Source organism: Limnobacter sp. G6BE5S (assembly GCF_058448965.1).
Map to the genome: position 1 here is coordinate 67,413 of NZ_JBZFLM010000008.1, position 21,638 is coordinate 89,050.

Annotated in this window: 23 protein-coding genes; 11 read left to right on the plus strand and 12 right to left on the minus strand. The window is 52.7% G+C overall.

From position 1 onward, the window contains the following. Positions 1 to 57: 57 nt before the first annotated feature. Entirely contained in the window at positions 58 to 795 is a 738-nt protein-coding gene (locus tag ACVL1J_RS14450; protein ID WP_159568423.1) for an LOG family protein, read from the minus strand. On the opposite strand from ACVL1J_RS14450, the gene polA reads away from it, so the two are divergent. The 3 genes from polA to ACVL1J_RS14465 are packed head-to-tail and all read left to right on the plus strand — an operon-like array spanning position 796 to position 5,316. Beyond that, positions 796 to 3,579 (plus strand): DNA polymerase I, encoded by a 2,784-nt coding sequence (gene polA, locus ACVL1J_RS14455; protein WP_341236474.1) that lies wholly within the window; start codon positions 796 to 798, stop codon positions 3,577 to 3,579. A 27-nt stretch (positions 3,580 to 3,606) separates the two neighbouring features. Continuing rightward, positions 3,607 to 4,512 (plus strand): dienelactone hydrolase family protein, encoded by a 906-nt coding sequence (locus ACVL1J_RS14460; RefSeq protein WP_159568425.1) that lies wholly within the window; start codon positions 3,607 to 3,609, stop codon positions 4,510 to 4,512. An 18-nt stretch (positions 4,513 to 4,530) separates the two neighbouring features. Next, the gene (locus ACVL1J_RS14465; RefSeq protein ID WP_341236473.1) at positions 4,531 to 5,316 is read left to right on the plus strand and encodes a ZIP family metal transporter; all 786 of its coding nucleotides are present in this window, start codon (positions 4,531 to 4,533) and stop codon (positions 5,314 to 5,316) included. Positions 5,317 to 5,324: 8 nt separating this feature from the next. On the opposite strand, the gene ACVL1J_RS14470 is transcribed toward ACVL1J_RS14465, so the two are convergent. The 3 genes from ACVL1J_RS14470 to ACVL1J_RS14480 all read right to left on the minus strand — a co-directional run bounded on the left by ACVL1J_RS14470 (position 5,325) and on the right by ACVL1J_RS14480 (position 8,245). Beyond that, the gene (locus ACVL1J_RS14470; protein ID WP_341236472.1) at positions 5,325 to 6,194 is read right to left on the minus strand and encodes a DMT family transporter; all 870 of its coding nucleotides are present in this window, start codon (positions 6,192 to 6,194) and stop codon (positions 5,325 to 5,327) included. Between the two features lie 41 nt (positions 6,195 to 6,235). Continuing rightward, on the minus strand, positions 6,236 to 7,012 hold the full coding sequence (locus tag ACVL1J_RS14475) for a GntR family transcriptional regulator (protein WP_159568428.1): 777 nt from the start codon (positions 7,010 to 7,012) through the stop codon (positions 6,236 to 6,238). 105 nt (positions 7,013 to 7,117) lie between these two features. After that, a complete protein-coding gene (locus ACVL1J_RS14480; protein ID WP_159569585.1) occupies positions 7,118 to 8,245 on the minus strand; it encodes an aromatic ring-hydroxylating oxygenase subunit alpha in 1,128 nt (375 codons plus the stop codon). A 192-nt stretch (positions 8,246 to 8,437) separates the two neighbouring features. Between ACVL1J_RS14480 and xseB the strand changes: the two genes are divergently transcribed. The 5 genes from xseB to ACVL1J_RS14505 all read left to right on the plus strand — a co-directional run bounded on the left by xseB (position 8,438) and on the right by ACVL1J_RS14505 (position 12,777). Continuing rightward, positions 8,438 to 8,698, plus strand: coding sequence for an exodeoxyribonuclease VII small subunit (xseB, locus tag ACVL1J_RS14485; RefSeq protein WP_341236471.1), 261 nt, complete (start codon positions 8,438 to 8,440; stop codon positions 8,696 to 8,698). Then, positions 8,695 to 9,597, plus strand: a complete 903-nt coding sequence (locus tag ACVL1J_RS14490) for a polyprenyl synthetase family protein (protein ID WP_341236470.1) — start codon at positions 8,695 to 8,697, stop codon at positions 9,595 to 9,597. The genes xseB and ACVL1J_RS14490 overlap by 4 nt, the downstream gene beginning before the upstream one ends. After that, positions 9,591 to 11,513 (plus strand): 1-deoxy-D-xylulose-5-phosphate synthase, encoded by a 1,923-nt coding sequence (dxs, locus tag ACVL1J_RS14495; RefSeq protein ID WP_341236513.1) that lies wholly within the window; start codon positions 9,591 to 9,593, stop codon positions 11,511 to 11,513. Before ACVL1J_RS14490 ends, dxs begins: the two co-directional genes overlap by 7 nt. A 7-nt stretch (positions 11,514 to 11,520) precedes the next feature. Next, positions 11,521 to 12,351 (plus strand): GTP cyclohydrolase FolE2, encoded by an 831-nt coding sequence (gene folE2 / locus ACVL1J_RS14500; RefSeq protein ID WP_159568430.1) that lies wholly within the window; start codon positions 11,521 to 11,523, stop codon positions 12,349 to 12,351. 102 nt (positions 12,352 to 12,453) lie between these two features. After that, the gene (locus ACVL1J_RS14505; protein ID WP_341236469.1) at positions 12,454 to 12,777 is read left to right on the plus strand and encodes a DUF3579 domain-containing protein; all 324 of its coding nucleotides are present in this window, start codon (positions 12,454 to 12,456) and stop codon (positions 12,775 to 12,777) included. A 126-nt stretch (positions 12,778 to 12,903) separates the two neighbouring features. On the opposite strand, the gene rpsT is transcribed toward ACVL1J_RS14505, so the two are convergent. After that, positions 12,904 to 13,170 (minus strand): 30S ribosomal protein S20, encoded by a 267-nt coding sequence (gene rpsT / locus ACVL1J_RS14510; RefSeq protein ID WP_159568432.1) that lies wholly within the window; start codon positions 13,168 to 13,170, stop codon positions 12,904 to 12,906. Between the two features lie 75 nt (positions 13,171 to 13,245). Here rpsT and murJ point away from each other — a divergent pair, with 75 nt between their 5' ends. Next, complete coding sequence (murJ, locus tag ACVL1J_RS14515) at positions 13,246 to 14,805, plus strand: murein biosynthesis integral membrane protein MurJ (RefSeq protein WP_159568433.1); 1,560 nt, start codon at positions 13,246 to 13,248, stop codon at positions 14,803 to 14,805. A 43-nt stretch (positions 14,806 to 14,848) separates the two neighbouring features. Here the strand turns inward: murJ and adk are convergent, their stop codons facing one another. The 6 genes from adk to ACVL1J_RS14545 form a co-directional block, all read right to left on the minus strand. Continuing rightward, positions 14,849 to 15,502, minus strand: a complete 654-nt coding sequence (adk, locus tag ACVL1J_RS14520; RefSeq protein WP_159568434.1) for an adenylate kinase — start codon at positions 15,500 to 15,502, stop codon at positions 14,849 to 14,851. Between the two features lie 174 nt (positions 15,503 to 15,676). Continuing rightward, entirely contained in the window at positions 15,677 to 16,438 is a 762-nt protein-coding gene (kdsB, locus tag ACVL1J_RS14525) for a 3-deoxy-manno-octulosonate cytidylyltransferase (protein ID WP_159568435.1), read from the minus strand. Between the two features lie 5 nt (positions 16,439 to 16,443). After that, entirely contained in the window at positions 16,444 to 16,620 is a 177-nt protein-coding gene (locus tag ACVL1J_RS14530) for a Trm112 family protein (RefSeq protein ID WP_159568436.1), read from the minus strand. After that, a complete protein-coding gene (lpxK, locus tag ACVL1J_RS14535; RefSeq protein WP_341236468.1) occupies positions 16,601 to 17,671 on the minus strand; it encodes a tetraacyldisaccharide 4'-kinase in 1,071 nt (356 codons plus the stop codon). Before lpxK ends, ACVL1J_RS14530 begins: the two co-directional genes overlap by 20 nt. Beyond that, the gene (locus tag ACVL1J_RS14540; protein ID WP_236550786.1) at positions 17,668 to 18,096 is read right to left on the minus strand and encodes an ExbD/TolR family protein; all 429 of its coding nucleotides are present in this window, start codon (positions 18,094 to 18,096) and stop codon (positions 17,668 to 17,670) included. Before ACVL1J_RS14540 ends, lpxK begins: the two co-directional genes overlap by 4 nt. A gap of 10 nt (positions 18,097 to 18,106) precedes the next feature. Continuing rightward, positions 18,107 to 18,721: a MotA/TolQ/ExbB proton channel family protein gene (locus ACVL1J_RS14545; RefSeq protein WP_159568439.1), complete on the minus strand. Its 615-nt coding sequence runs from the start codon at positions 18,719 to 18,721 to the stop codon at positions 18,107 to 18,109. 300 nt (positions 18,722 to 19,021) lie between these two features. Here ACVL1J_RS14545 and xseA point away from each other — a divergent pair, with 300 nt between their 5' ends. Then, on the plus strand, positions 19,022 to 20,389 hold the full coding sequence (gene xseA, locus ACVL1J_RS14550) for an exodeoxyribonuclease VII large subunit (RefSeq protein WP_341236467.1): 1,368 nt from the start codon (positions 19,022 to 19,024) through the stop codon (positions 20,387 to 20,389). Between the two features lie 77 nt (positions 20,390 to 20,466). Continuing rightward, the gene (gene sodB / locus ACVL1J_RS14555; RefSeq protein ID WP_159568441.1) at positions 20,467 to 21,048 is read left to right on the plus strand and encodes a superoxide dismutase [Fe]; all 582 of its coding nucleotides are present in this window, start codon (positions 20,467 to 20,469) and stop codon (positions 21,046 to 21,048) included. Between the two features lie 79 nt (positions 21,049 to 21,127). Here sodB and ACVL1J_RS14560 read toward each other — a convergent pair whose 3' ends face one another. Continuing rightward, positions 21,128 to 21,619 (minus strand): DUF192 domain-containing protein, encoded by a 492-nt coding sequence (locus ACVL1J_RS14560; protein ID WP_341236466.1) that lies wholly within the window; start codon positions 21,617 to 21,619, stop codon positions 21,128 to 21,130. Positions 21,620 to 21,638: the final 19 nt, after the last annotated feature.

Genomic DNA, 21,638 nt, shown 5'->3' on the forward strand with positions numbered 1-21,638 from the left:
CGAGAAGGTCACAACACCGACAAAGCACCCCGGATTTTACCCGTGTTTGGCCCTGCTTTATAAGTCCAGCAGCTTCTCTGTTTCACTCTCTGATGGGTTGAAGGTGCGTTTTTCGTAGAAACGGAAAATACATCCCAAAACCTCTTCGGGTGTTTCAACCACTTCAAACAGATCCATATCGCCGGGGCTGATCATGCCTTCACCCAGCAAATGGCTTTTAACCCAGTCAATCAGGCCTGCCCAAAACTTCGAACCCACCAAAATGATCGGAATGCGTCGCCCCTTGTTGGTTTGAATTAAAGTTAGTGCTTCAAACATCTCGTCGAGCGTTCCAAAACCACCGGGCATGACTACATAGGCGCTGGCGTACTTCGCAAAAGCAACTTTGCGGGCAAAAAAGTGGCGAAACGTGAGCGAGATGTCTTGATAGGCGTTACCGCTTTGTTCAAAGGGCAGCTCAATATTCAACCCGACGCTGGGAGATTCGCCTGCGTGGGCACCTTTGTTGGCTGCTTCCATGATGCCGGGGCCACCGCCGCTAATCACCGCGAAGCCTGAATCAGACAATGCACGGGCAATATTCTCGGTCAGTGCGTAGTAAGGGTGATCCGTAGGTGTTCTGGCACTACCAAAAATGGAGACCGAGGGGCGAATTGCCGACAGCTTCTCAGTCGCCTCAATGAACTCTGCCATAATTCCCAACACATGCCATGACTCACGGGCCTTCACTGCGGTGGATTGTTCTTTGGAGGGGAGGTGGCGCAATGTTGGAATATTCTTATTTTTGGTTGTCATATGAAGCGATTACTCCTGGTTGATGGTTCGAGCTACCTGTACCGTGCCTTTCATGCCATGCCTGACCTGCGCAACCGCGCTGGTGAGCCCACCGGGGCCATTTACGGCATGGTTAATATGCTTCGACGCCTGCGTGCAGACTACAACACCGACGATATCACCTCCAATTGTATCGCCTGTGTGTTCGATGCGCCGGGCAAAACCTTTCGCGACGACATTTACCCGGAATACAAGGCGAACCGGGCCAGCATGCCAGAGGATTTGGCTGCGCAGATCCCCCACATCCATGAAGTGACGCGCGCCATGGGCTGGCCTATTGTGATGGAGCCAGGCATTGAGGCTGATGATGTCATTGGCACCTTGGCCCAGGTGGCCATGGAACAAGGATTTGATGAAGTGATTGTGTCCACGGGCGACAAAGACATGGCCCAGTTGGTGAACGACAAGGTTCGCTTGGTCGACACCATGAAAAATGCGGTGATGACTCGGGACGCCGTATTCGAGAAGTTTGGCGTGTACCCCGAGCAAATTGTGGATTACCTGACCCTGGTAGGTGACACCGTGGACAACGTGCCAGGCGTAGAAAAGGTGGGCCCGAAAACCGCAGCCAAGTGGCTGGCTGAATACAAAACCCTTGACGCGATTGTGGCCAATGCGGACAAAATTGGTGGCAAGGTGGGTGAGAACCTGCAAAAAGCGCTGGACTGGTTGCCCACCGGCAAAACATTGGTCACCATCAAAATGGATTGCGAGTTCGAGCTTCGCAGGCACATTGAAGAGCAGTTGAAGGCGCACCCGGAAAATACCGACGCGTTGAAACAATTGTTTCAACGCTTTGAGTTCAAAACCTGGTTTCGTGCCTTGGGCGGAGTGGCCGAAGACGAGGTGGCATCAAAACCGAAAGTGGATGGCCCACCCGATGGCAGCTCCATGAGTTTGTTTGATGCGCCCACGCAGGCTGTGGAGTCCATTGAAACGGTTTGCGTGCAAACGCAAGCACAACTTGATTCGCTACTTGCAGAATTAAAAGCTGCCGCTGCCAGCAAAACACCCGTGGCCTTTGACACAGAAACTGATTCGCTAGAGCCCATGAATGCCCGAATTGTGGGCTTGTCATTTGCCGTGAAGCCCGGCGTGGGTTATTACATCCCCTTAACGCATCAGGATTTGACGGCTGAGCCGCAACTGCCGCTGGCCGATGTGTTGGCATTTCTGAAGCCCTGGTTCGAAGATTCCGATTCGCCCAAAATTGCCCAGAATGCAAAATACGATTTGCATGTCATGGCCAATCACGATGTGTGGGTGAAGGGCCTGTTTGAAGACACCATGCTGGCCAGCTACATTCTGGAGGCTCACAAGCCGCACGGCATGGACGCCTTGGCCCTGCGCTGGTTGAACTACAACACCATCAAATACGAGGAAGTGGCCGGCAAGGGGGCCAGTCAAATTACCTTTGATCAGGTGCCCATTGATACGGCCACCAAATACGCAGCAGAAGACGCCGAGGTTACTTTGCGCCTTGCACACACCTTGAAAGCCGAGCTGGACAAAGTACCCGATCTCGTCAAGCTGTACCGCAATGTAGAGTTGCCCTTTGGGCAAGTGCTGTTCGAGGTTGAACGCAATGGTGTGTTGATTGATTCTGACAAACTCGAGGCCCAAAGTGCCGAGATTGCAGACAAGTTGAAGCTGATTGAAGAGCAGGCCTTTGAGCTTGCGGGTGGCAGTTTTAACCTGAATTCGCCCAAACAAATTGGCGAGTTGTTGTTCGACAAACTTGGTTTGCCTGTGGTGAAAAAAACGGCCAGCGGCGCGCCGTCCACGGATGAAGAAGTGCTAAGCAAGCTTGCAGAAGATTATCCGCTGCCAGCCAAATTGCTGGAACACCGCTCACTGGCCAAATTGAAAAGCACCTACACCGACAAACTGCCCCGCATGGTGAATGCGCGCACAGGGCGCGTGCACACCAATTACGCGCAGGCGGTGGCTGTTACAGGCCGTTTGGCCAGTAACGATCCCAATTTGCAGAATATTCCAGTGCGCACAGCTGAAGGGCGCCGGGTTCGAGAGGCATTCATTGCCGCGCCGGGTTGTGTATTGGTGTCTGCTGATTATTCTCAAATTGAGTTGCGCATCATGGCCCATATTTCAGGCGATGAAGCCTTGGTCCACGCCTTCAATGAAGGGTTGGACATTCACAGTGCCACTGCGTCTGAAATTTTTGGTGTGGGTTTGAATGAGGTGACTTCGGATCACCGCCGAACCGCCAAGGTGATTAACTTCGGTCTGATCTACGGCATGAGCGCATTTGGCTTGGCCGGCAACCTGGGCATTACCCGCGAGGCCGCAAAGCTTTACATTGACCGCTATTTTTCGCGTTATCCCGGCGTGGCGAAATTCATGGACAATGTACGTGCCCAAGCCAAGGAAGACGGCTTTGTGCAAACCGTGTTCGGTCGCCGCTTGTGGCTGCCCGAGATCAAAAGCCCCAATGGCCCTCGCCGTGCGGGTGCTGAACGGGCTGCGATCAATGCGCCCATGCAGGGTACCTCGGCGGATCTCATCAAAATGGCCATGGTCGAATTGTCATCGTGGCTAAAAACTGAAAAGCTGCAAACCAAAATGATCATGCAGGTGCACGATGAGGTTATTTTTGAAGTACCCAAGGGTGAACTCGAATTGATCCAGAAGCGTGTACCTGAAATCATGACGCAAGTTGCGAAATTGCGCGTACCGCTGGAAGTGGGTTGTGGCGTTGGCAACAACTGGGAAGAGGCGCATTAAATTTCAGAAGAAATGAGGAGCAGGCACATGAGCGACAGCAAAAAAACCGAACATCAGGAACACCTTGAGGCTTTGACTGGCGGTGGCAAACTGACCATTGACCGTCGCACCCTTCTCAAAGGGTTTACTGTGGGTGGTTTTGCCGCAGCCGCGTCGCCTGTGTTGGCCCAAGCCATTACCACGCCAAGCGACGGCCTTGAAGAAGGCCGGGTGTTTGTGGATGTGGGCGACGATGACATGTTCGCCTACCGGGCTTATCCAAAAGGCAAAAAGAACGCGCCAGTTATTCTGGTGGTGCCTGAAATCTTTGGTGTTCATGCCTATCTGGAAGATGTATGCCGTCGTTTTGCCCAGGCCGGCTTTTATGCCTTGGCACCCGAAATATTCTTTCGACATTCCGAGCCAGGGCAGTACGCCACGGTGGCCGCCATTTTGGAAAATGTCATTTCAAAAATGAATGACAAACAGGTGATGGCTGATTTGGACAAATGTGTCGAACATGCGGCCACCGAAGGCGCTGACGCCGAGAAACTCGCCGTGACCGGATTTTGTTGGGGTGGACGAATTACCTGGTTGTATGCCGCTCACCAGCCTGCGGTTAAAGCAGGTGTGGCCTGGTATGGTCGCCTGGTGGGCGCAAAAACTGAATTAACGCCTACACACCCTGTGGATGTGGCTACTCAATTGAAGGCCCCGGTGTTGGGTTTGTATGGATCCGAAGACAGCTCCATTCCGCTGGACACGGTGGAGCAGATGCGAAAGGCCTTGGCTGCCGCCCAGGGCAATTCAAATGCACAAGCCAGCAGTATCACGGTGTTTGACAAGGCACAGCATGGTTTCCACGCCGATTATCGCCCCACCTACAATTCCACCGCGGCGAAACAGGCGTACAATCAGGCGCTTGAGTTCTTGCGGGGCAAGAACCTGATCTAATCTCGGACCGAATCAATCGTGCAATCCAGTTTACCGCTTGTTCTCCTGGCCGCTGCCTTGGGCACGGCCTTGGCCATATTTGCATCTGCGCTTTTAACAGCCCGCCACATTGCCCGTTCGCTTGAGCCCATGGTCAGTGTGTCCGCTGGTGTGTTGCTTGGCGCATCGCTGTTGCATTTGCTGCCTGAAGCGCTGGACAAAGGCATGGACCATCACAAGCTATTTGCTTTGTTGTTAGTCGGTTTGTTGTTTTTCTTTGTGCTGGAAAAGTTCGCCATCTTTCGCCACAGTCACCACCATGAGCACGATGGGCATGACCATCACCACGGTTTCGACAAGCGCGAGGCAAGGCGAGGTGGCTTGCTGATTGTTGTGGGTGATTCAATTCATAACTTTGCTGATGGCCTGCTGGTGGCCAGTGCCTTTCTGGTCGATTTCGAATTGGGTTTGGTGACCACGCTGAGCGTGGTGCTACACGAAATTCCCCAGCAAACCGGGGATTATCTCGTGCTGGTGAATGCTGGAATTGCACGCAAAAAAGCCTTGCAGCTGATGTCGGTGGCTGGTTTGGCCGCAGTACTGGGCGCGGGTTTGGGTTACACCCTGTTTACCGAACTGCAAGCATTGTTGCCATATGCCTTGGTGTTTGCCGCCGCCAGTTTTATTTATGTTGCCGTGGCCGACCTTATTCCACAAATGCAGCAACGCGTCAAAATCAAAGAGAGTTTCGTGCAATTGTTGTGCATTGGTGGCGGTGTGGCCTTGATCGCCTTGTTGGCCGAAATACTGCACCATCATCACTAAAAGCAAATTCAATAATTATTCAGTTTGCGTCTGTGGGTGGCATAGGAAGAAATGCCACCACAAGTGATAATCAATAGCACGCCAATCCACGTGGTGTTTGTTGGAATGTCACCCAATACCGTGATGCCATAAAACGTAGACACCAGAATGGTGCAGTATTGCAGTGCGGCTGAAAGCCAGGTTGAGCCGCTGCCAAACGACCGGGTCAGCGCCAGGTTGCCAGCACCGCCAAAAACCCCCAAAGCCAATAGCCACAGCAGCTGCCATTCGTAGCCCGCTGTCTTGAATACTGTAAATTCGCCGAAACCCAATAGATAAACCAGCGAAGTAACTGTTGCGGTGCCCGCGAAGTACAGCACTGTTCGCCACTCTGCTTCTTTTGCTTGGCCCAGGCTTTTTAGCTGCAGGTATGCGATCGCTGACACAGCTCCGGCACCCAAGCCAATCAGTGCGGTTGAAAGCTGGTCACTTGCAATCACGGGTTGAAGTACGGCAATAACCCCACCGAACCCAATGGCAATGGCCAGTTGTTCAAGCCAGTTTCTCGATTGACCAAACCAAAGCCACAGAATCAGCGCGATAAACAGGGGGGAGGTGTACATCAGCGTAGTGGCCGTAGCCAGCGGCAATTGCGTGGTGGCATAGAAACCGCACCACATTGCAATAATTCCTGCGATATTTCGTTTTAGGTGCAACATGGCAACCGGGCTTTTCAGGCTAAGACCCTGAATGACAGCCCAAACCGTGATGCCAATAACCGGTACCGCACCGCGAAACAGCACAATTTCACCCAACGAGACATGGGAGCCCGCCAATTTGACCATGAGGCCCATGGTGCCGAAGCACAGGCAGGCCATTAACATCCAGAGTGCTTGCATGGGGGCAGATTGTAGCGCGACTGTTCGGCTTGCGCCGAGCGTCAGGATAATTCCGGGGTTGCTTTGTAATGCGCAAAGCTGGGGTCAAGCCATACCTCGCGTTTTTCAATCGGTGTGTTGTCCATGGAATGGGTAATACGGAATACACGCAGGCTTGGTGCATCCGGAATTTTATTGAACAGGCTGGCGATTCGCGGTTCCATGGATTTGACCGACACTTCGTCAGTCATTTGGCCAATTCGCATTTGAAAGACTTCCGAGGCCAGCCGGTAAAGATTACCCGCCGATTTTTGAAGCATCTCAATACTCAGTTTTGGAAAGACTTTCTTTGAAAGGCACAATTGTTCATAGGCAATCAATTGAGTGTGCAGCATGTGCCGAACTTCAATCAACCAGATCGGATCACCCAATGTGACGCCAAGGGCGCGAGATTCCTCGGTATTGGCTTGAATGCTTTCCAGGCTGATCAACTCGGTTTTTACCTCGGTGCCCGCATATTCGGTGGCCCAGTGGTCATTCAGCTTGAATGGGTCTGCCCGATCGTATACCGGGGAAGGCAAGGCTTTGTTGGTAACGAATGTGCCCAGTCCCTGCATTTTTGTCACTAAGCCAGACGTCTCCAGGGCTTCAATTGCGCGGCGAATTGTGCCGATTGACACTTGAAAGCGGTCTGAGAGTTTTTTTTCATTGGGCAGTGGTTCGCCAACCTTCCAGGTTTGCCTGAAAATTTCATGGGTCAGCACTTCACTGATTTGTTGGTAGGCGGGGCCGCCACTACGTACGACGGGCCCGTCCAAAGAATTGGCGCCACGCATCATTTGAATATATCCAGAGTTTTATTTTTGTCTAATCAATGTACCAGAAAAATATTAAACAAAAATAGAAATCGCGATATTGATTTGGACGATGCGTGTTGTAGCTTTTCAGAGTATTTTTTTCAACTTTCCGGATTGGTGGTGAGCCGGGTTCATTTGGGCACCATACCAAGCGTGGAAGTGCGCCATGCCGTCTTCCATTGGGCTTTGGTAGGGGCCAGCGTCGTGTTCTCCACGTTCCATCAGCACGCGGCGGCCTTCGTCCATTCGCTCGGCAATTTCGTCATCCTCCACTGCAGTTTCCATGTAGGCGGCTTGCTCAGCCTCGACGAATTCCCGCTCAAACAGGCGAATTTCCTCGGGGTAATAAAACTCAACCACGTTCAATGTTTCCTGTGGCCCCTTCGGGTGCAGCGTGGAAACCACCAACACATGTGGGTACCACTCCACCATGATATTGGGGTACATGCAAAACCAGATTGCGCCGTATTTGGGTTCTACACCGTTGCTGAATTTTTTGACCGCATCGTGCCACTGGCGATAAACCGGCGTGCCCGGGCGACGAAGCCCGGCCTTGACGCCCACCGATTGCACACTCCAGTTCTCGCCGTAGTACCACTGCAAATCGGAGCAGCTCACAAATTGACCCAGCCCCGGGTGAAACGGCTCCACGTGGTAGTCCTCCAGATAAACCTCAATGAAGGTTTTCCAGTTGTAGGGCAACACATTGCTTTTTACCGAATCAAGCTGAAAGTTCGAAAAATCGAGTTCTTCGAGGAACGGCACATTTTTCAGCTCGTCCAGCACATTGCGACCAGAATTAAACAGCAGGCCACGCCAGTTTTGAAGCGGGTAGGACTGTAGCCTGGTGCAAGGTTGCTGTGCAAAATGGGGGGCTCCCAGCAACTCGCCCTTCAAATCGTAGGTCCAGCGGTGAAGCGGGCAAACGATATTGCTGGAGTTGCCGTGACCTTTCAGCATAATGGCTTGACGGTGTCGACATACATTGGACAAAAGCTCAATTTCAGAGCCGTTGTTCACCAGAATGCGACCGTCTCCTTCCCACGGAAGTGACCTCCAGTCGCCGTGCTCGGCCACCCAATGGGTGTGACCGACGTAACCCGGTCCGTCTCGATAGAGTAGTTGGATTTCATCCTTCAAAACATGTTCATCAAAATACGTTGAAACATGAGGCTGCAAACTTGACTGCGTCACGGCATGTGACACATTGGACAAATCACTCAAATCGGACATGATCCCGGGGACCTCCTCCAACAGTGTCCCTGATCGACACTGATGCAAATTAACCTGTTGAACAAAAAGAGAAAGTGGGATTGTACCCTTTAGTCCGCATTCCGGCCAAAGACTTTTCGCCTTTGAGCAAACTCGCAGTAAAATGGAAGACTTTGCACTACGCACAGCAGCACAATGAGCCCAAGCAAATCAAAAACAGCACCCGCTGAATCCGCCCAAGCGGTACCAGCCTCCTTCGAAGAAGCGGCAGCCGAACTGGAAGCACTGGTCGACACCATGGATTCCCAGAATCTTGGACTGGATCAATTGTTGACCGATTACAAGCGCGGTGCTTATCTAGTGAAGTATTGTCGCGACCGATTGAGCCAGGTTCGCAAAGAGGTGACCGAGATTGAACAAGCCTTGAACAAACCAGTCGACGAAGGTGATCAGTGAGCTTCCCTCAACCTATTAAGCTGAATTGGTTTGATGAAACCCGCGCGGGTTTTGAGGACATATTGTGTGAGAAGCTTAAGCAGCGCAAAGGCCCTTCAACCGTGCTTAACGAGGCCATTGAATATGCTTTGCTGGATGGCGGCAAACGCCTGCGGGCCATGCTGGTATTTTCTGCTGGCCACGCTGTGGGCACGCCTGTAGGCGAACTAAGCGATGCGGCCTGTGCCATCGAGGCCATGCACGCCTATTCGCTGGTTCACGACGACTTGCCTTGCATGGACAATGACGTGTTGCGCCGTGGCAAGCCGACTTGTCACGTTAAATTTGGCGAAGCATTTGCTTTGTTGGCTGGTGACGCATTGCAAACCACTGCTTTTCAGTGGCTTGCAGAATCAGGCCAAGGTAGTGTGCAGGTTCGTATGCAACAAATTGCGGCCTTGGCCGGTGCGTCCGGTGTTCAGGGCATGGCTGCAGGGCAGGCCATTGACCTTGCGCATGTGGGCAAACCCATGGACTTGTCTGCACTTGAAAACATGCATGCGCGAAAAACTGGCGATTTGATTAAAGCCTCGGTTCGCATGGGTTATGTCAGCAATCCCGACATTTCAAACGTTGAAAAGGAAGGATTAGAGGCCTACGCCCATTGTTTGGGCTTGGCATATCAGGTAATAGACGACATATTAGACGTGGAATCCACCAGCGAAGTGCTCGGTAAAACGTCGGGCAAAGACGCACTGAACAACAAACCCACTATGGTGAGTTTAATGGGGTTGGGCGAAGCCAAAGCGCTGTTGACTCGGCTTCGCGAGCAAGCACTGAGCGCCTGTGACGCCATTGCGCCGCAACGCAGAGCCCCGCTGGAATCCCTTGTAGAATTGATTACAAACCGGAAATCATGACCGATCTGCTGAAAAAAATTGATTGCCCCGCAGACTTGCGGCGATTGTCTGAAAACCAGCTGCCCAAGTTGGCCGATGAGTTGCGCAATTACATTGTGGAGCAAGTGGCCAAAACCGGCGGGCATTTGTCATCCAACCTGGGTACAGTCGAATTGACTGTGGCCTTGCACTATGTGTTCAACACACCGAACGATCGCGTCGTTTGGGACGTGGGCCATCAAACTTATCCGCACAAAATTTTGACTGGGCGCCGTGAGGCCATGCCCGGTTTGCGTCAGTACGGCGGTATATCCGGTTTTCCCAAGCGTTCGGAATCCGAATACGATGCCTTTGGTACTGCACACTCCAGCACCTCCATTTCTGCCGCCTTGGGTATGGCCGTGGCCTCCCGCAATTTGGGCGTAAACCGCAAGCACATTGCGGTGATCGGCGACGGTTCGATGACAGCCGGCATGGCTTTCGAGGCCCTGAATAACGCGGGTGTTACCCCCGACATCGATTTGCTGGTCATTTTGAATGACAACGACATGTCGATTTCACCGCCTGTGGGTGCGCTGAACAAATACCTGGCCAAGTTGTTGTCTGGCCGCATGCTGAACAATGTGAAAGAAGTCGGCAAGGGCATTTTGGGCGTGGCCCCACCCTTGTACGAACTCGCGCACCGGCTCGAAGAGCATGTGAAAGGCATGATGAGCCCGGCCACGCTGTTCGAAGAATTTGGTTTTAACTATTACGGCCCGATCGACGGCCACGATCTGGATGCCTTGGTGCCTACGTTGCAAAACCTGCGTGCCATGAAAGGCCCGATTTTTCTGCATGTGATCACCAAAAAGGGCGCAGGTTACAAGCTGGCCGAGCAAGACCCTGTGCTGTACCACGGCCCCGGCAAGTTCGATCCAAGCATTGGCATTCAAAAGTCAACCACGCCCAAGCCACCCACTTACACCCAAATTTTTGGCAAGTGGTTGTGCGACATGGCGCAATCGGATCGCAAACTGGTGGGCATTACCCCCGCCATGCGTGAAGGTTCGGGCATGGTTGAATTCGAGCGACGCTTTCCCTCACGGTATTTTGACGTGGGCATTGCAGAACAACACGCGGTCACATTTGCGGCAGGTTTGGCCTGCGAGGGCATGAAACCCGTAGTGGCCATTTACTCCACTTTCTTGCAACGTGCCTACGACCAGCTGATTCACGATGTGGCCTTGCAGAATCTGGATGTCACTTTTGCCTTGGACCGAGCAGGTTTGGTTGGGGCCGACGGTGCAACCCACGCCGGCAATTACGATGTTGCCTATCTGCGGTGTATCCCGAATATGATCATTGCTGCACCGTCCAACGAAGACGAGTGTCGCAAGTTGCTGACCACGGCTTATCACTATCCTGGTTGTGCCTCTGTGCGTTATCCGCGTGGTATGGGGCCGGGCATTGTGGCCGATGAATCGCTGGATTCGCTTGAAATTGGCAGGGCAATTGTGCGTTATTCGCCCGATGAGTCTGAGAATAAACTTGTAATTTTGGCATTTGGCTCCATGTGTGAACCAAGCCTTGAGGCTGGTCGTGCGCTGGGTGCCACCGTGGTGGACATGCGCTGGGTCAAGCCGATTGATGCAGAATTGTTACAACGGTTTGCAGAGCAGCGCTACAGCTTTGTGACTGTGGAAGAGGGCTGTATCATGGGTGGCGCTGGTTCGGCGGTAACGGAACACTTGCACGCCCAAGGCTTTAACAACGCAGTTTTGCAGCTCGGCTTGCCCGATGAATTCATCGACCACGGAGACCCTGCGCTCCTGCTCAAGAATCTTGGACTGGACGCCCAAGGCATAGAAACGTCCATCAAGCAGCACTATGGCGAGCTCTTTGATCGCCACACCAATGTGGTACGCCATGTAGCAGGGCGTTCCGCGAACACATGAGGAAGTTATGAATACACGTGACAAAGGCTTGGAGAATGCCGTGGCCACCAATCCAAACGACCAGGCTATTCCCGATGTCCAAAGCACCATCGATACCCGCCACATTGCAATCCAATCGGTGGGTATTCGTTCTGTCAAATATCCAGTTCTGATTGAACTACAGGGCCAAAAGCCCATGCCATCCGTGGCCGAGTTCGAAATGACCGTGTTTCTGCCCGCCGATCAAAAAGGCACGCACATGTCACGTTTCATCGCCTTGCTGGAAGAGCAACAGGGTGCTGTGCTCACCGTGAGCGGTTTCCGCGCCATGTTGGTTGACATGTTGCAGCGCCTGGGTGCACCTTCAGGTCGCATCAAAATGGAGTTGCCTTACTTCCTGTCCAAGGTCGCGCCCATCAGCGGTGTTTCCAGTTTGATGGATTACCAGTTGACCCTGGAGGGTTCTGCCAACGAGCAAGGTCAAGACATTTACCTTACCGTGGTTGTACCTGTGACCAGCCTGTGCCCCTGCTCCAAGAAAATTTCCGAGTACGGCGCGCACAACCAGCGTTCGCACGTTACAGCCCGTGTGCAGTTAAAAGACGATGTGGACATTGCTCAGTTCATCTCGGCAATCGAGCAGCAGGCCTCTTGTGAGTTGTATGGTTTGCTCAAGCGCCCAGACGAAAAGTATGTAACAGAGCGCGCTTACGACAACCCCAAGTTCGTTGAAGATCTGGTTCGCGATGTTGCCATTGCCATGAACAAATTCACGCAGGTGGGGCAGTACACAGTGGAAGCGGAAAACTTCGAGTCCATTCACAACCACTCGGCGTATGCACGTATAGATCGAGCTTAAAGCCAGTTCTCATCGATTCTTCAGCACGCTGTAAGAATCAACCCCGACAATACGCACAAAATAAATGTCGGGGTGCGAGTACACCTCAGGAGCTATTTGGTTATGGCTGAACCACCCAAGGTCAAGCCCAAGGAATTCTTTATTCTCGGACTAATGTCAGGCGGGCGGCCTTTCCGCCCATCGGACTGGGCAGAGCGCCTGTGCGGCGTGTTGTCTTGCTACCGCCCGCCTGGGCGCCAGCAGAGCCAGCAGCATTTGGCCTACAGCCCTTACGCCAAACCTATCTTGATGAACAACATTAAATGTGTGGTGATCGACGAGCGCTTGCGCGAAATCGAGCCCATGGCGATGACTTTCGTATTGAATTTTGCACGCGACAACGATTTGCAGCTGCTTGACGCCTGCTTATTGCCCGACCCGGAGTAATGCGCGCAAGGCACTTTCTTTATTTTCGGAAAACACAAAAAGCCCCTTTCGAAATCAAGGGGCTTTTTCATGTGAAACGGACTTTTCGTCAGGTGGAAAGCTGAACCAGCTTTCCCGGTCGCTAATTTAAGCGGCCATGCCTTTTACGAGCGCAGACAAGCGGGACTTGTTACGCGAAGCCTTGTTCTTGTGGACCAGGTCTTTGTCTGCCACGCGATCCAGAATGCTGGTTGTTTCGCGATACACTGCTTGTGCAGCGGCTTTGTCGCCTGCATCAACGGCAGCGCGTACTTTTTTAATCGCGGTTCTCATCGCTGAGCGAATGGCAGAATTGTGCGCATTTGCTTTGGCGGCTTGTTTTGCGCGCTTGCGCGCCTGTGCTGAATTGGCCATATTGCTTGTGTTCCAGGGTGTAGAATTCGAAAACCCGCAATTTTAACAAAATACTAGCCCTTTCACAATCACTATATGAATTTATTGAAATCGGCCGCTGCAGTCAGCGCCATGACAATGCTCTCCCGGATAACAGGTCTGATCCGAGAGACAATCACCGCGCGCCTCTTGGGGGCAGGGGCGGAGTCCGACGCTTTTTTCATTGCTTTCAGAATTCCAAATCTTTTGCGCAGATTGTTCGCCGAGGGTGCTTTTTCGCAGGCCTTTATTCCGATTTTGTCCCAAACAAACGCCACCGAGGGCAAAGCGGCTGCAGTCGATTTGGCGCGGCGTGTCAGTTCCTTGCTGTTTCTCTGTTTGTTGTTGATTGTTGTGTTGGGTGTTCTCGGCGGCAGCTGGGTGGTCATGGGCATGGCCAGTGGTTTGGAGCAAGGCAGCGAACAGTTTGAGCTGACTGTGCTGCTTACCCAATGGATGTTTCCGTACATCCTTTTAATTTCAATGGTGGCCTTGGCCTCGGGCTTGTTGAATACCTTCCGATCATTTGCATTGCCTGCTTTTGCGCCGGTGTTGCTCAATGTCAGCTTTATTGCGGGTGCCTTGCTACTTGCCCCTTATTTTGATCAAGCGGTCAAGGCATTTGCCATTGCTGTCATGGTGGGTGGTGTGTTGCAGGTGGCTGTGCTTTGGTATGGATTGGCCCGCACGGGGTGTTTGATCAACCCGTTTGCCGGATTTGGATCCATAAAAGCCGCCTGGCAGGACGATCGGGTTCGTCGAGTATTGAAGAACATGGTGCCTGCAACCCTGGCGGTGTCTGTGGCGCAAATCAGCTTGATCATCAATACCAATATTGCATCGCATCTGGACAAGGGCAGTGTGTCCTGGATTTCTTATGGCGACCGCTTGATGGAATTTCCCACCGCCTTGTTGGGGGTTGCCTTGGGCACCGTGCTGTTGCCTTCGCTTTCTGCAGCTGCCACCCGCAGTCACGAGGAGTATTCCCGCCTGATGGACTGGGGGCTACGCCTGACCGTTGTACTGGTGCTGCCTGCCGCTGTGGGCATGGGGCTGTTCTCGGATGCCTTGGTGGCCTTGCTGTTTCACTATGGCCGTTTTGATGCCAATGATGTGGCCATGACCAGCCAGGCCGTTGTCGCCTATAGCTTGGGCTTGGCAGGTTTGGTATTGGTGAAAATTCTTGCCCCTGGTTTTTATGCCAAGCAGGATATTCGCACCCCGGTAAAAATTGGCATTGCGGTGGTGCTGGCTACCCAGCTCATGAACCTTGTCACCGTGCCTTTGCTGGGGCATGCGGGTTTGCCGCTCAGCATCAGCGGAGGGGCTTTGTTGAATGCTGGGGTGCTGTATTGGGGGCTGCGCAGGCGTGGCTTGTACACGCCATCAACGGGTTGGGCCGTTTATTTTGTCAAAGTGTTGGCGGCTGCCGTGGTCATGGGTGTCGCGCTGTGGTTCATGAATCAGCAATTTGACTGGCTTGCAATGGCCTCAACGCCGCTGTTGCGGGTTGGTATTGTGCTGGGAGTAATCGGGGTGTGTGGTGCAGTGTATTTTGCTGTATTGGCCGCTTTGGGTTTGAATCCGAAGCGCTTGGTTCGCAAGCCTGCAGTTTGATTGCTTGCGGCACCCCGAACAGGGCGCTGCAAGCAGGTTTGAATTACTTCAATGCGTCAAAGGCGCGGCCTTTGATTTCTTCAACGCTGCCAACACCAGCAATTTTTCGGTATTGGGGCGCATTGGCATCGCCTGTGGCTGCCCATTGACCATAGTAGTCCACCAAGGGGCGTGTCTGCTTTTCATACACTTCAAGGCGCTTCTTGACGGTTTCTTCCTTGTCGTCGTCACGCTGAACCAAAGGCTCGCCTGTCACGTCATCAATGCCTTCCTGTTTGGGGGGATTGAATTTAACGTGATAAGTCCGGCCTGATGCAGGGTGAGTACGGCGGCCGCTCATTCGATCAATGATTGCGTCGTGGGGAACATCAATTTCCAGCACGAAATCAATTTTTACGCCAGCCTCTTTCATGGCCTCAGCTTGTGGAATGGTGCGGGGAAAGCCGTCAAACAAGTAACCATTGGCACAGTCGGATTCTTTCAAACGTTCTTTCACCAGGTTAATGATGATTTCGTCTGAAACCAGGCCGCCACTGTCCATGACTTTTTTAGCCTCAATGCCCAAGGGGGTGCCTGCTTTGACTGCAGCGCGCAGCATGTCGCCGGTGGAAATTTGGGGAATGCCAAATTTTTCCTTGATGAATGTCGCCTGCGTGCCTTTACCAGCACCGGGCGCTCCCAATAGAATTAAACGCATAGTCGCCTCAAGAGTTTTAAATCTGCTGGCCTGTTGTACAAGACGCGTTGTTTACAACAGGCAATATTTTTTGGCCGGTTATTCTTATTCGAAGCCTTCGCGATTATGGGTGGTTCAACTTGCAGAAAACTTACCCACAGGCGGACTCGAATATTTCTTCATGGTCGTTCAGCCTTAACGAGACCCGAACAATGTCCTGACTTTTTCCAGGTCTTGCACGGTGTCTACCCCCGGAAGCGGGGCATCCTGAATCATACACACTTTTATACGAAAGCCATTGGCCAGCGCCCGCAGTTGTTCAAGTGATTCAAGCACTTCGATTCGGGCTGGGGGCAGTGTTTGATACACCTTGAGAAAACGGGCGCGGTAGGCGTACAAGCCAATGTGGCGAATACCCAGCTGCCCTGCAGGCGCACCTGTTGGCCAGGATTCCAAGGCATACGCATCTCGCGGGTAAGGAATCGGGGCCCGGGAAAAGTAAAGCGCTTCACCGTCTTCCCGCATGGCGATCTTCACCACATTGGGGTTCTTGAATTCTTCCCAGTTGTCGATGGTGTGCCCACACGTCGCAATGTCTTGCGCGTCGTCCAGCAAGGCTTTGGCTACCAGGTCAATCAGGGCGGGGTCAATCAGAGGTTCGTCACCCTGCACGTTCACCACCACCGTGTCGTCTGCCCAGCCTTTGATCTGGGCTACTTCTGCAATTCTGTCCGTACCGGTTGGCCAGTCACCACGCGTCATGACAACCTGCAGGCCATGCGCTTTGCACACCGTCTCAATGTCAGGGTGATCCGTGGCCACCAGCACTTCGTCGGCTCCAGACTTCAAGGCCTGTTCAGCCACGCGCACCACCATGGGTTTTCCCGCAATGTCGAGTAGCGGTTTGCCGGGCAGGCGGGTGGATGCATGACGGGCCGGAATGACGGCTTTGAACATGGGGCTTAAGGGTTGGAAGTTGAAACGGGTTCAGCCTGATCCACCAGCATGATGGGGATTCCGTCTCGCACAGGAAATGCGAGTTTGTCAGCTTTGCACACCAGGTAGCCGTCGCTTGGCCGTTTTACAAGTGGCCCTTTGCAGATGGGGCAAACCAGGATGTCAATCAATTGTGGGTCCAATGCAATCCTCTAGGGCTTGTGTCAGGGCGGGGGGCAGTGTGACGCTTATCTCGGCCACCCACACCTTTGGGTTCGAATGATCCAATTTTACGGCATCTTTGCCGCTTGTGATCAGCACCTGTTGAATGAACTGTGCGCAAAAGTCTTCAGGATAGTTGAAATGATCCGGAAGTCCATGGCTGGCATCCAGGTTCAGGCCGGCAGACCGAAGCGCAGCGAACAATTTTTCCGGGTTGCCCATTCCGGTAAATGCCACTAATTTCAGCCCTTTCCAGTGTTCCTTGGCTTGGTCGATTGTCAAGAAAAGGCCAGAGCTCAGTTGACTGAATCCTGTCAGTTGAACCTGTATGGCGTGCCAATTGTTTTGAACCGGCCTGTTCAGTGCCTTGCTCAGCACTTGCGGTGCAATGTTAGAGCACAGCACCGCATCCACAGAGTCGAGTCTGGCGAGTGGCTCTCGCAAAGGGCCAGCAGGCAGAAGGCGACCATTGCCATGCGCGCGGGAATCAAACACAACCCATTCAAGTTGGCGGGCAAGGCGGTGATGTTGCAAACCATCGTCTGACACGATCAAACTCAAATCGGGGAAGTGTCGCAACAGAAGGTTGACCGCCTGGCTTCGATCGGCGCACACGGCCACCGGGCAACCGGTTTCATGGCTTAAAAAGAGAGGCTCGTCTCCTACCTCACTTGCTGCAGGCAGTGTCTGCCCGGGGTCAATCAGCATGGGGGTTTGTGCTGAACGACCGTACCCACGGCTGACGATTCCGACCTGCTGACCATTCGCCAAAAAGTGTTGGCACACTGCCATCACGATCGGGGTTTTGCCGGCACCACCCGCAATCAGATTGCCAATAACCAACACAGGAGGTCTGCAGGCTTTTTTGGCAGCGACCGATTTTTTGTTTTGTCTGCTCACCCAGCGCAGGCTTTTGTAAATCAATTCGAGCAAACTTAAGGACAGACCGACGATGAGGCTTGGCTTGTGCCCGCCATACCAAATCTGAAGCAAGCCCGACTCAACCTGGGCCTTGCGATTCCCGGTGTTCATGGGGCTTTGCCGCCGGCAGTGGCGATCGATACCCTTGCAACGCCCAGTGAGGCCAGCATGTCCATGACCAGCACGACAGATTGATGCGTTGCTGCTGCGTCGGCCTCCACAATTGCCCTGCGTTCTTCGCCAGCCGGTTTTGCAGCCAAAGTCTTGCTGAGCTCGGTGCGCAATTGGGTTTCGGTCAGTACACTTTGAGCACCCAGTGCGTAATTGCCATCTCGACCTACTCGTATTCGCAGTGCTTCCGGCGGCGTGGTGTCTTCCTTCGCGCTTTGGGTGCCGGGCAGGTCTACCTCTAGTTGGCTCGGTTGCATGAACGTAGTCGACACCACCAAAAAGATAACAATCACCAACAACACATCAATGAGTGGAATGAGGTTGATGTCGGGTGCTTCAGTGCCTGTTTTTCGCTTGATTCTCAATGCCCGCCCCTCAGGCCTGTTTGCGCGAGTTGGCGTGCTGTTTGAGCAAATCTTCAAACGGCTTGAGCGAGTCGCCCATGTCATCGAGCAGGCTGTTGATCCGGATCCGGAACAGTCGATAGGCGACCAAGGCGGGAATGGCCACGATCAAGCCGAAAGCAGTGTTGTATAGGGCCACGGCAATACCTGCAGCAATCGCTTCTGGCGTTTGAGCCCCGGAACCTTGAACAGCAAAAATTTCGATCATGCCGATGACCGTGCCCAGCAAGCCCATCAAAGGGGCGGCGCTGGCAATCATGGACAACACATCCAGGTGTTTCTCGAGCGTGTTTTGAATTCCGATTGATTTATCCTGCATCGCGGTCTCAATGCTCTCGTTCTTGTAGAACGCGGAAAGCCCTGCGGCCATCAAACCACCCAACGCACTGTGTGCCTCTAGTCGGGCAATGTTTTGTCGGTCTTTGAACTGGGGGAGGGTTTTGCAAACATCGGTCACCAGATTTTCAGGTATCAAGTCCTTCTTGCGTAAGGCCCAAATGCGTTCCAGCATGATTGCCAAGGCGACCACCGAACCAAAAATCAGAGGCCAAATTGGCCAGCCCGCCGCAGAAATGATTGACCACACAAGTAGACTCCTATTCAGTAAGACACGGACTCTAGCGAAAAAACCAACATTACACAAATTGCGCCGAAGTCGAAATATTTGTTCATTGTGGATAACTTTGGGGAAAAGCCCCTCAAATTTTTGAATTATCAGCTGCTTTTAAGAAAAATGAACTTTTTGTGCACTGTAATTTGTTTGTTTTTTCTTTTGTAATCAGTTGCTTATGTTTGTTCTCTTGTATTTCGGGCATGTTGCACAGAAAGTAATCTTTTGTTATCGCATGTGGAAATGTTCTGGTTTTTTAGCCAGTTTGGTCTATAAATGATTGACTTAAAAACAGTTTTCTCGGTCAGCCAACTGGCGCGGCACTTGAATGATCATCTTCGAAATGAATTTGGTTCGATCCGGATTCAAGGCGAAGTGGCAGCGTTTACCCGTGCTTCTTCCGGGCATTGGTACTTGGCGTTGAAAGACGAATCTGCTCAATTGAAGGCGGTCATGTTCCGCCAACGCAATGTCCTTGCAGGCTTTTTTCCGGCTGTGGGGGACAAAGTCGAGGTGCTTGCCCAATTGGCCATGTACGAGCAACGTGGCGAACTGCAGTTGATCGTTGATGTGATCAAGAAAGCCGGGCAGGGCAATTTGCATGAGCAGTATTTGCAACTGAAAACCAAGTTGACCCAGGAAGGCTTGTTCGATTCTGGTCGCAAACGCTCACTTCCGTCTGTTGTATTCAATCTTGGCGTGATTACCTCTTTGCAAGCCGCAGCGCTTGCCGATGTAAAACAGGCTCTGGCTCGGCGCGCGCCCCATGTCGAATATTCCGTTTATCACACCGCAGTACAGGGTGAGCAGGCGGCAGCGCAAATTATTGAGGCCTTGCGCAAGGCCGACCAAGCAGGTCACCAAGCGCTTGTACTTTGCCGCGGCGGTGGTAGCCTGGAGGATCTGTGGTGTTTCAACGTAGAGGCTGTTGTGCGCGCGGTGGCGGCGTGTAAAACGCCAATTGTGGTTGGGGTGGGGCATGAAACCGATGTGACGCTGGCCGAGTTTGCCGCAGATTTGCGTGCCGCAACACCGACTGCCGCCGCTGAATTGATCAGCCGGCCTACGCGTGAATTGCTGGCCGAGATTCAAGGTTTGCACATGGGCTTGCGCAAAGCCTTGCGTCACCGGGCTCAAATGCTGGTTCAGCGCGTGGATCGTGCCGAGCTGGGCTTGCTGACACCCACGGCTTATTTGAATTCTCTTGAGTCACGCCTGAGTAGCGCCAGTAGCCGTTTGCCAAAGCTGGTGGAGCGTGGACTGGTGCAACAGTCCAACTCAATTGGCGGTTTGTGGCAATCCATGTCACTTGAAATGGAGGCCTCGCAAAATTCGGTGGACCGAAGCACTCAATTTCTGCAAAGTGCGCTTTCGGCGGCTCAGCGACGGCGCATGGCCGCATTTGATTCAAGCATCGAGCGTTTGGGTTCTGTGGTCGAGGCTGTTTCCCCTCAAAGAACCCTTGAGCGAGGTTATGCTTTTTTGCAGCCAGAAGGTCGTGATACGGTGATTCGCTCTGTGGCGGATGTGCAAACAGGCGATGGTTTGCGCGCCACCCTGGCCGACGGTGAAATTGTGGTGAATGTTCGCGAGAAAACAGAGCTGCGCGGAACGTTCAACAAGGATGTCAAAAAATCAAGATAGAATCAGAGGGGTTGAAATGCCGGGTTTTGCCCCAAGCTGAAGTTTTCGTATTGATTGAAGTGAGAGAGGATACTGATATGCAACACACACTGCCCGAACTGCCCTACGCGATGGACGCGCTGGCTCCCCATATTTCCAAAGAAACACTGGAATACCACTACGGCAAGCACCATGCTGCTTACGTTACAAATCTGAACAACCTGGTAAAGGGCACTGAGTTTGAAAACTCTGGCCTGGAAGACATCGTCAAGAAGTCGACCGGCGGCGTATTCAACAACGCAGCGCAAATCTGGAACCACACTTTTTATTGGCATTGCCTGTCACCCAATGGTGGCGGCGCACCAAGCGGCAAACTGGCTGACGCAATCAATGCCAAATTCGGCAGCTTTGATGCATTCAAGGAAGCATTTACAAAAAGTGCAATCGGTAATTTTGGTTCCAGCTGGACATGGTTGGTGAAAAAAGCCGATGGTTCTGTGGACATTGTGAACACCAGCAACGCTGCCACACCGTTGACTACCCAGGACAAGCCCCTGTTGACCTGCGACTTGTGGGAACACGCTTACTACATCGACTATCGCAATGCCCGCCCCAAGTACGTTGAGACTTTCTGGAACCTGGTGAACTGGGAATTTGCATCCAAGAATTTCGAAGGCTAAATTTTTCGAAATCAGATTGAGAAGACCGACCCTCGAGTTGTGCAGCATGTGCAACAAAGGGTCGGTTTTTTTATGTTCGTTATGGTTGTGTGTCCTTGGCTTGTTCGGGCAGATGCAACTGCTCGCCTGCCTCAATACCGAGTTTTGAGAACCAGCCCTGATTCATTTCCAGTGCAAACCTGGCGCTGCCACTGGAGCAGTGAATATCTGCCCTACCGGCTTTCATTGGCTCAATATTCAGAATGACTCCGTTGCTGTCTGCAAAGGCCACATCGAGATCAATCAACGTGTTTTTCATCCACATGCACTGGGTTTCGCTGTGTTTGAACACAAAAAGCATCCCAGCGTTTTTTCCTAGATTTTGTCGGTTCATCAAACCAATTTGGCGGGTTAGGTCGCTGTTGGCCAGCTCGGCTTTCACGACATGTTCGCCCACACGAAGCTGTACGATTGGCAATTGCGCCTGAACCGGTCCTGCCGCATTGCTTATGCAGGCAGCCAAGCCCAGTGCGGTCGCCGCCAGTGTCAGCCTGAATGTGGCGCGGTGATTGTTCATTTGATCAAAGTGCATGAAATCTGGTTCCTGTCAG

Bases quoted from the DNA above. Each gene is read 5' to 3' on its own strand.
- murJ (WP_159568433.1), top strand. From the start codon at position 13,246: ATGAATTTATTGAAATCGGCCGCTGCAGTCAGCGCCATGACAATGCTC.
- sodB (WP_159568441.1), top strand. From the start codon at position 20,467: ATGCAACACACACTGCCCGAACTGCCCTACGCGATGGACGCGCTGGCT.
- polA (WP_341236474.1), top strand. From the start codon at position 796: ATGAAGCGATTACTCCTGGTTGATGGTTCGAGCTACCTGTACCGTGCC.
- folE2 (WP_159568430.1), top strand. From the start codon at position 11,521: ATGAATACACGTGACAAAGGCTTGGAGAATGCCGTGGCCACCAATCCA.
- xseA (WP_341236467.1), top strand. From the start codon at position 19,022: ATGATTGACTTAAAAACAGTTTTCTCGGTCAGCCAACTGGCGCGGCAC.
- xseB (WP_341236471.1), top strand. From the start codon at position 8,438: ATGAGCCCAAGCAAATCAAAAACAGCACCCGCTGAATCCGCCCAAGCG.
- ACVL1J_RS14450 (WP_159568423.1), bottom strand. From the start codon at position 795: ATGACAACCAAAAATAAGAATATTCCAACATTGCGCCACCTCCCCTCC.
- ACVL1J_RS14460 (WP_159568425.1), top strand. From the start codon at position 3,607: ATGAGCGACAGCAAAAAAACCGAACATCAGGAACACCTTGAGGCTTTG.
- ACVL1J_RS14470 (WP_341236472.1), bottom strand. From the start codon at position 6,194: ATGCAAGCACTCTGGATGTTAATGGCCTGCCTGTGCTTCGGCACCATG.
- rpsT (WP_159568432.1), bottom strand. From the start codon at position 13,170: ATGGCCAATTCAGCACAGGCGCGCAAGCGCGCAAAACAAGCCGCCAAA.
- kdsB (WP_159568435.1), bottom strand. From the start codon at position 16,438: ATGTTCAAAGCCGTCATTCCGGCCCGTCATGCATCCACCCGCCTGCCC.
- ACVL1J_RS14475 (WP_159568428.1), bottom strand. From the start codon at position 7,012: ATGATGCGTGGCGCCAATTCTTTGGACGGGCCCGTCGTACGTAGTGGC.
- lpxK (WP_341236468.1), bottom strand. From the start codon at position 17,671: ATGAACACCGGGAATCGCAAGGCCCAGGTTGAGTCGGGCTTGCTTCAG.
- adk (WP_159568434.1), bottom strand. From the start codon at position 15,502: ATGCGTTTAATTCTATTGGGAGCGCCCGGTGCTGGTAAAGGCACGCAG.
- ACVL1J_RS14560 (WP_341236466.1), bottom strand. From the start codon at position 21,619: ATGCACTTTGATCAAATGAACAATCACCGCGCCACATTCAGGCTGACA.
- ACVL1J_RS14505 (WP_341236469.1), top strand. From the start codon at position 12,454: ATGGCTGAACCACCCAAGGTCAAGCCCAAGGAATTCTTTATTCTCGGA.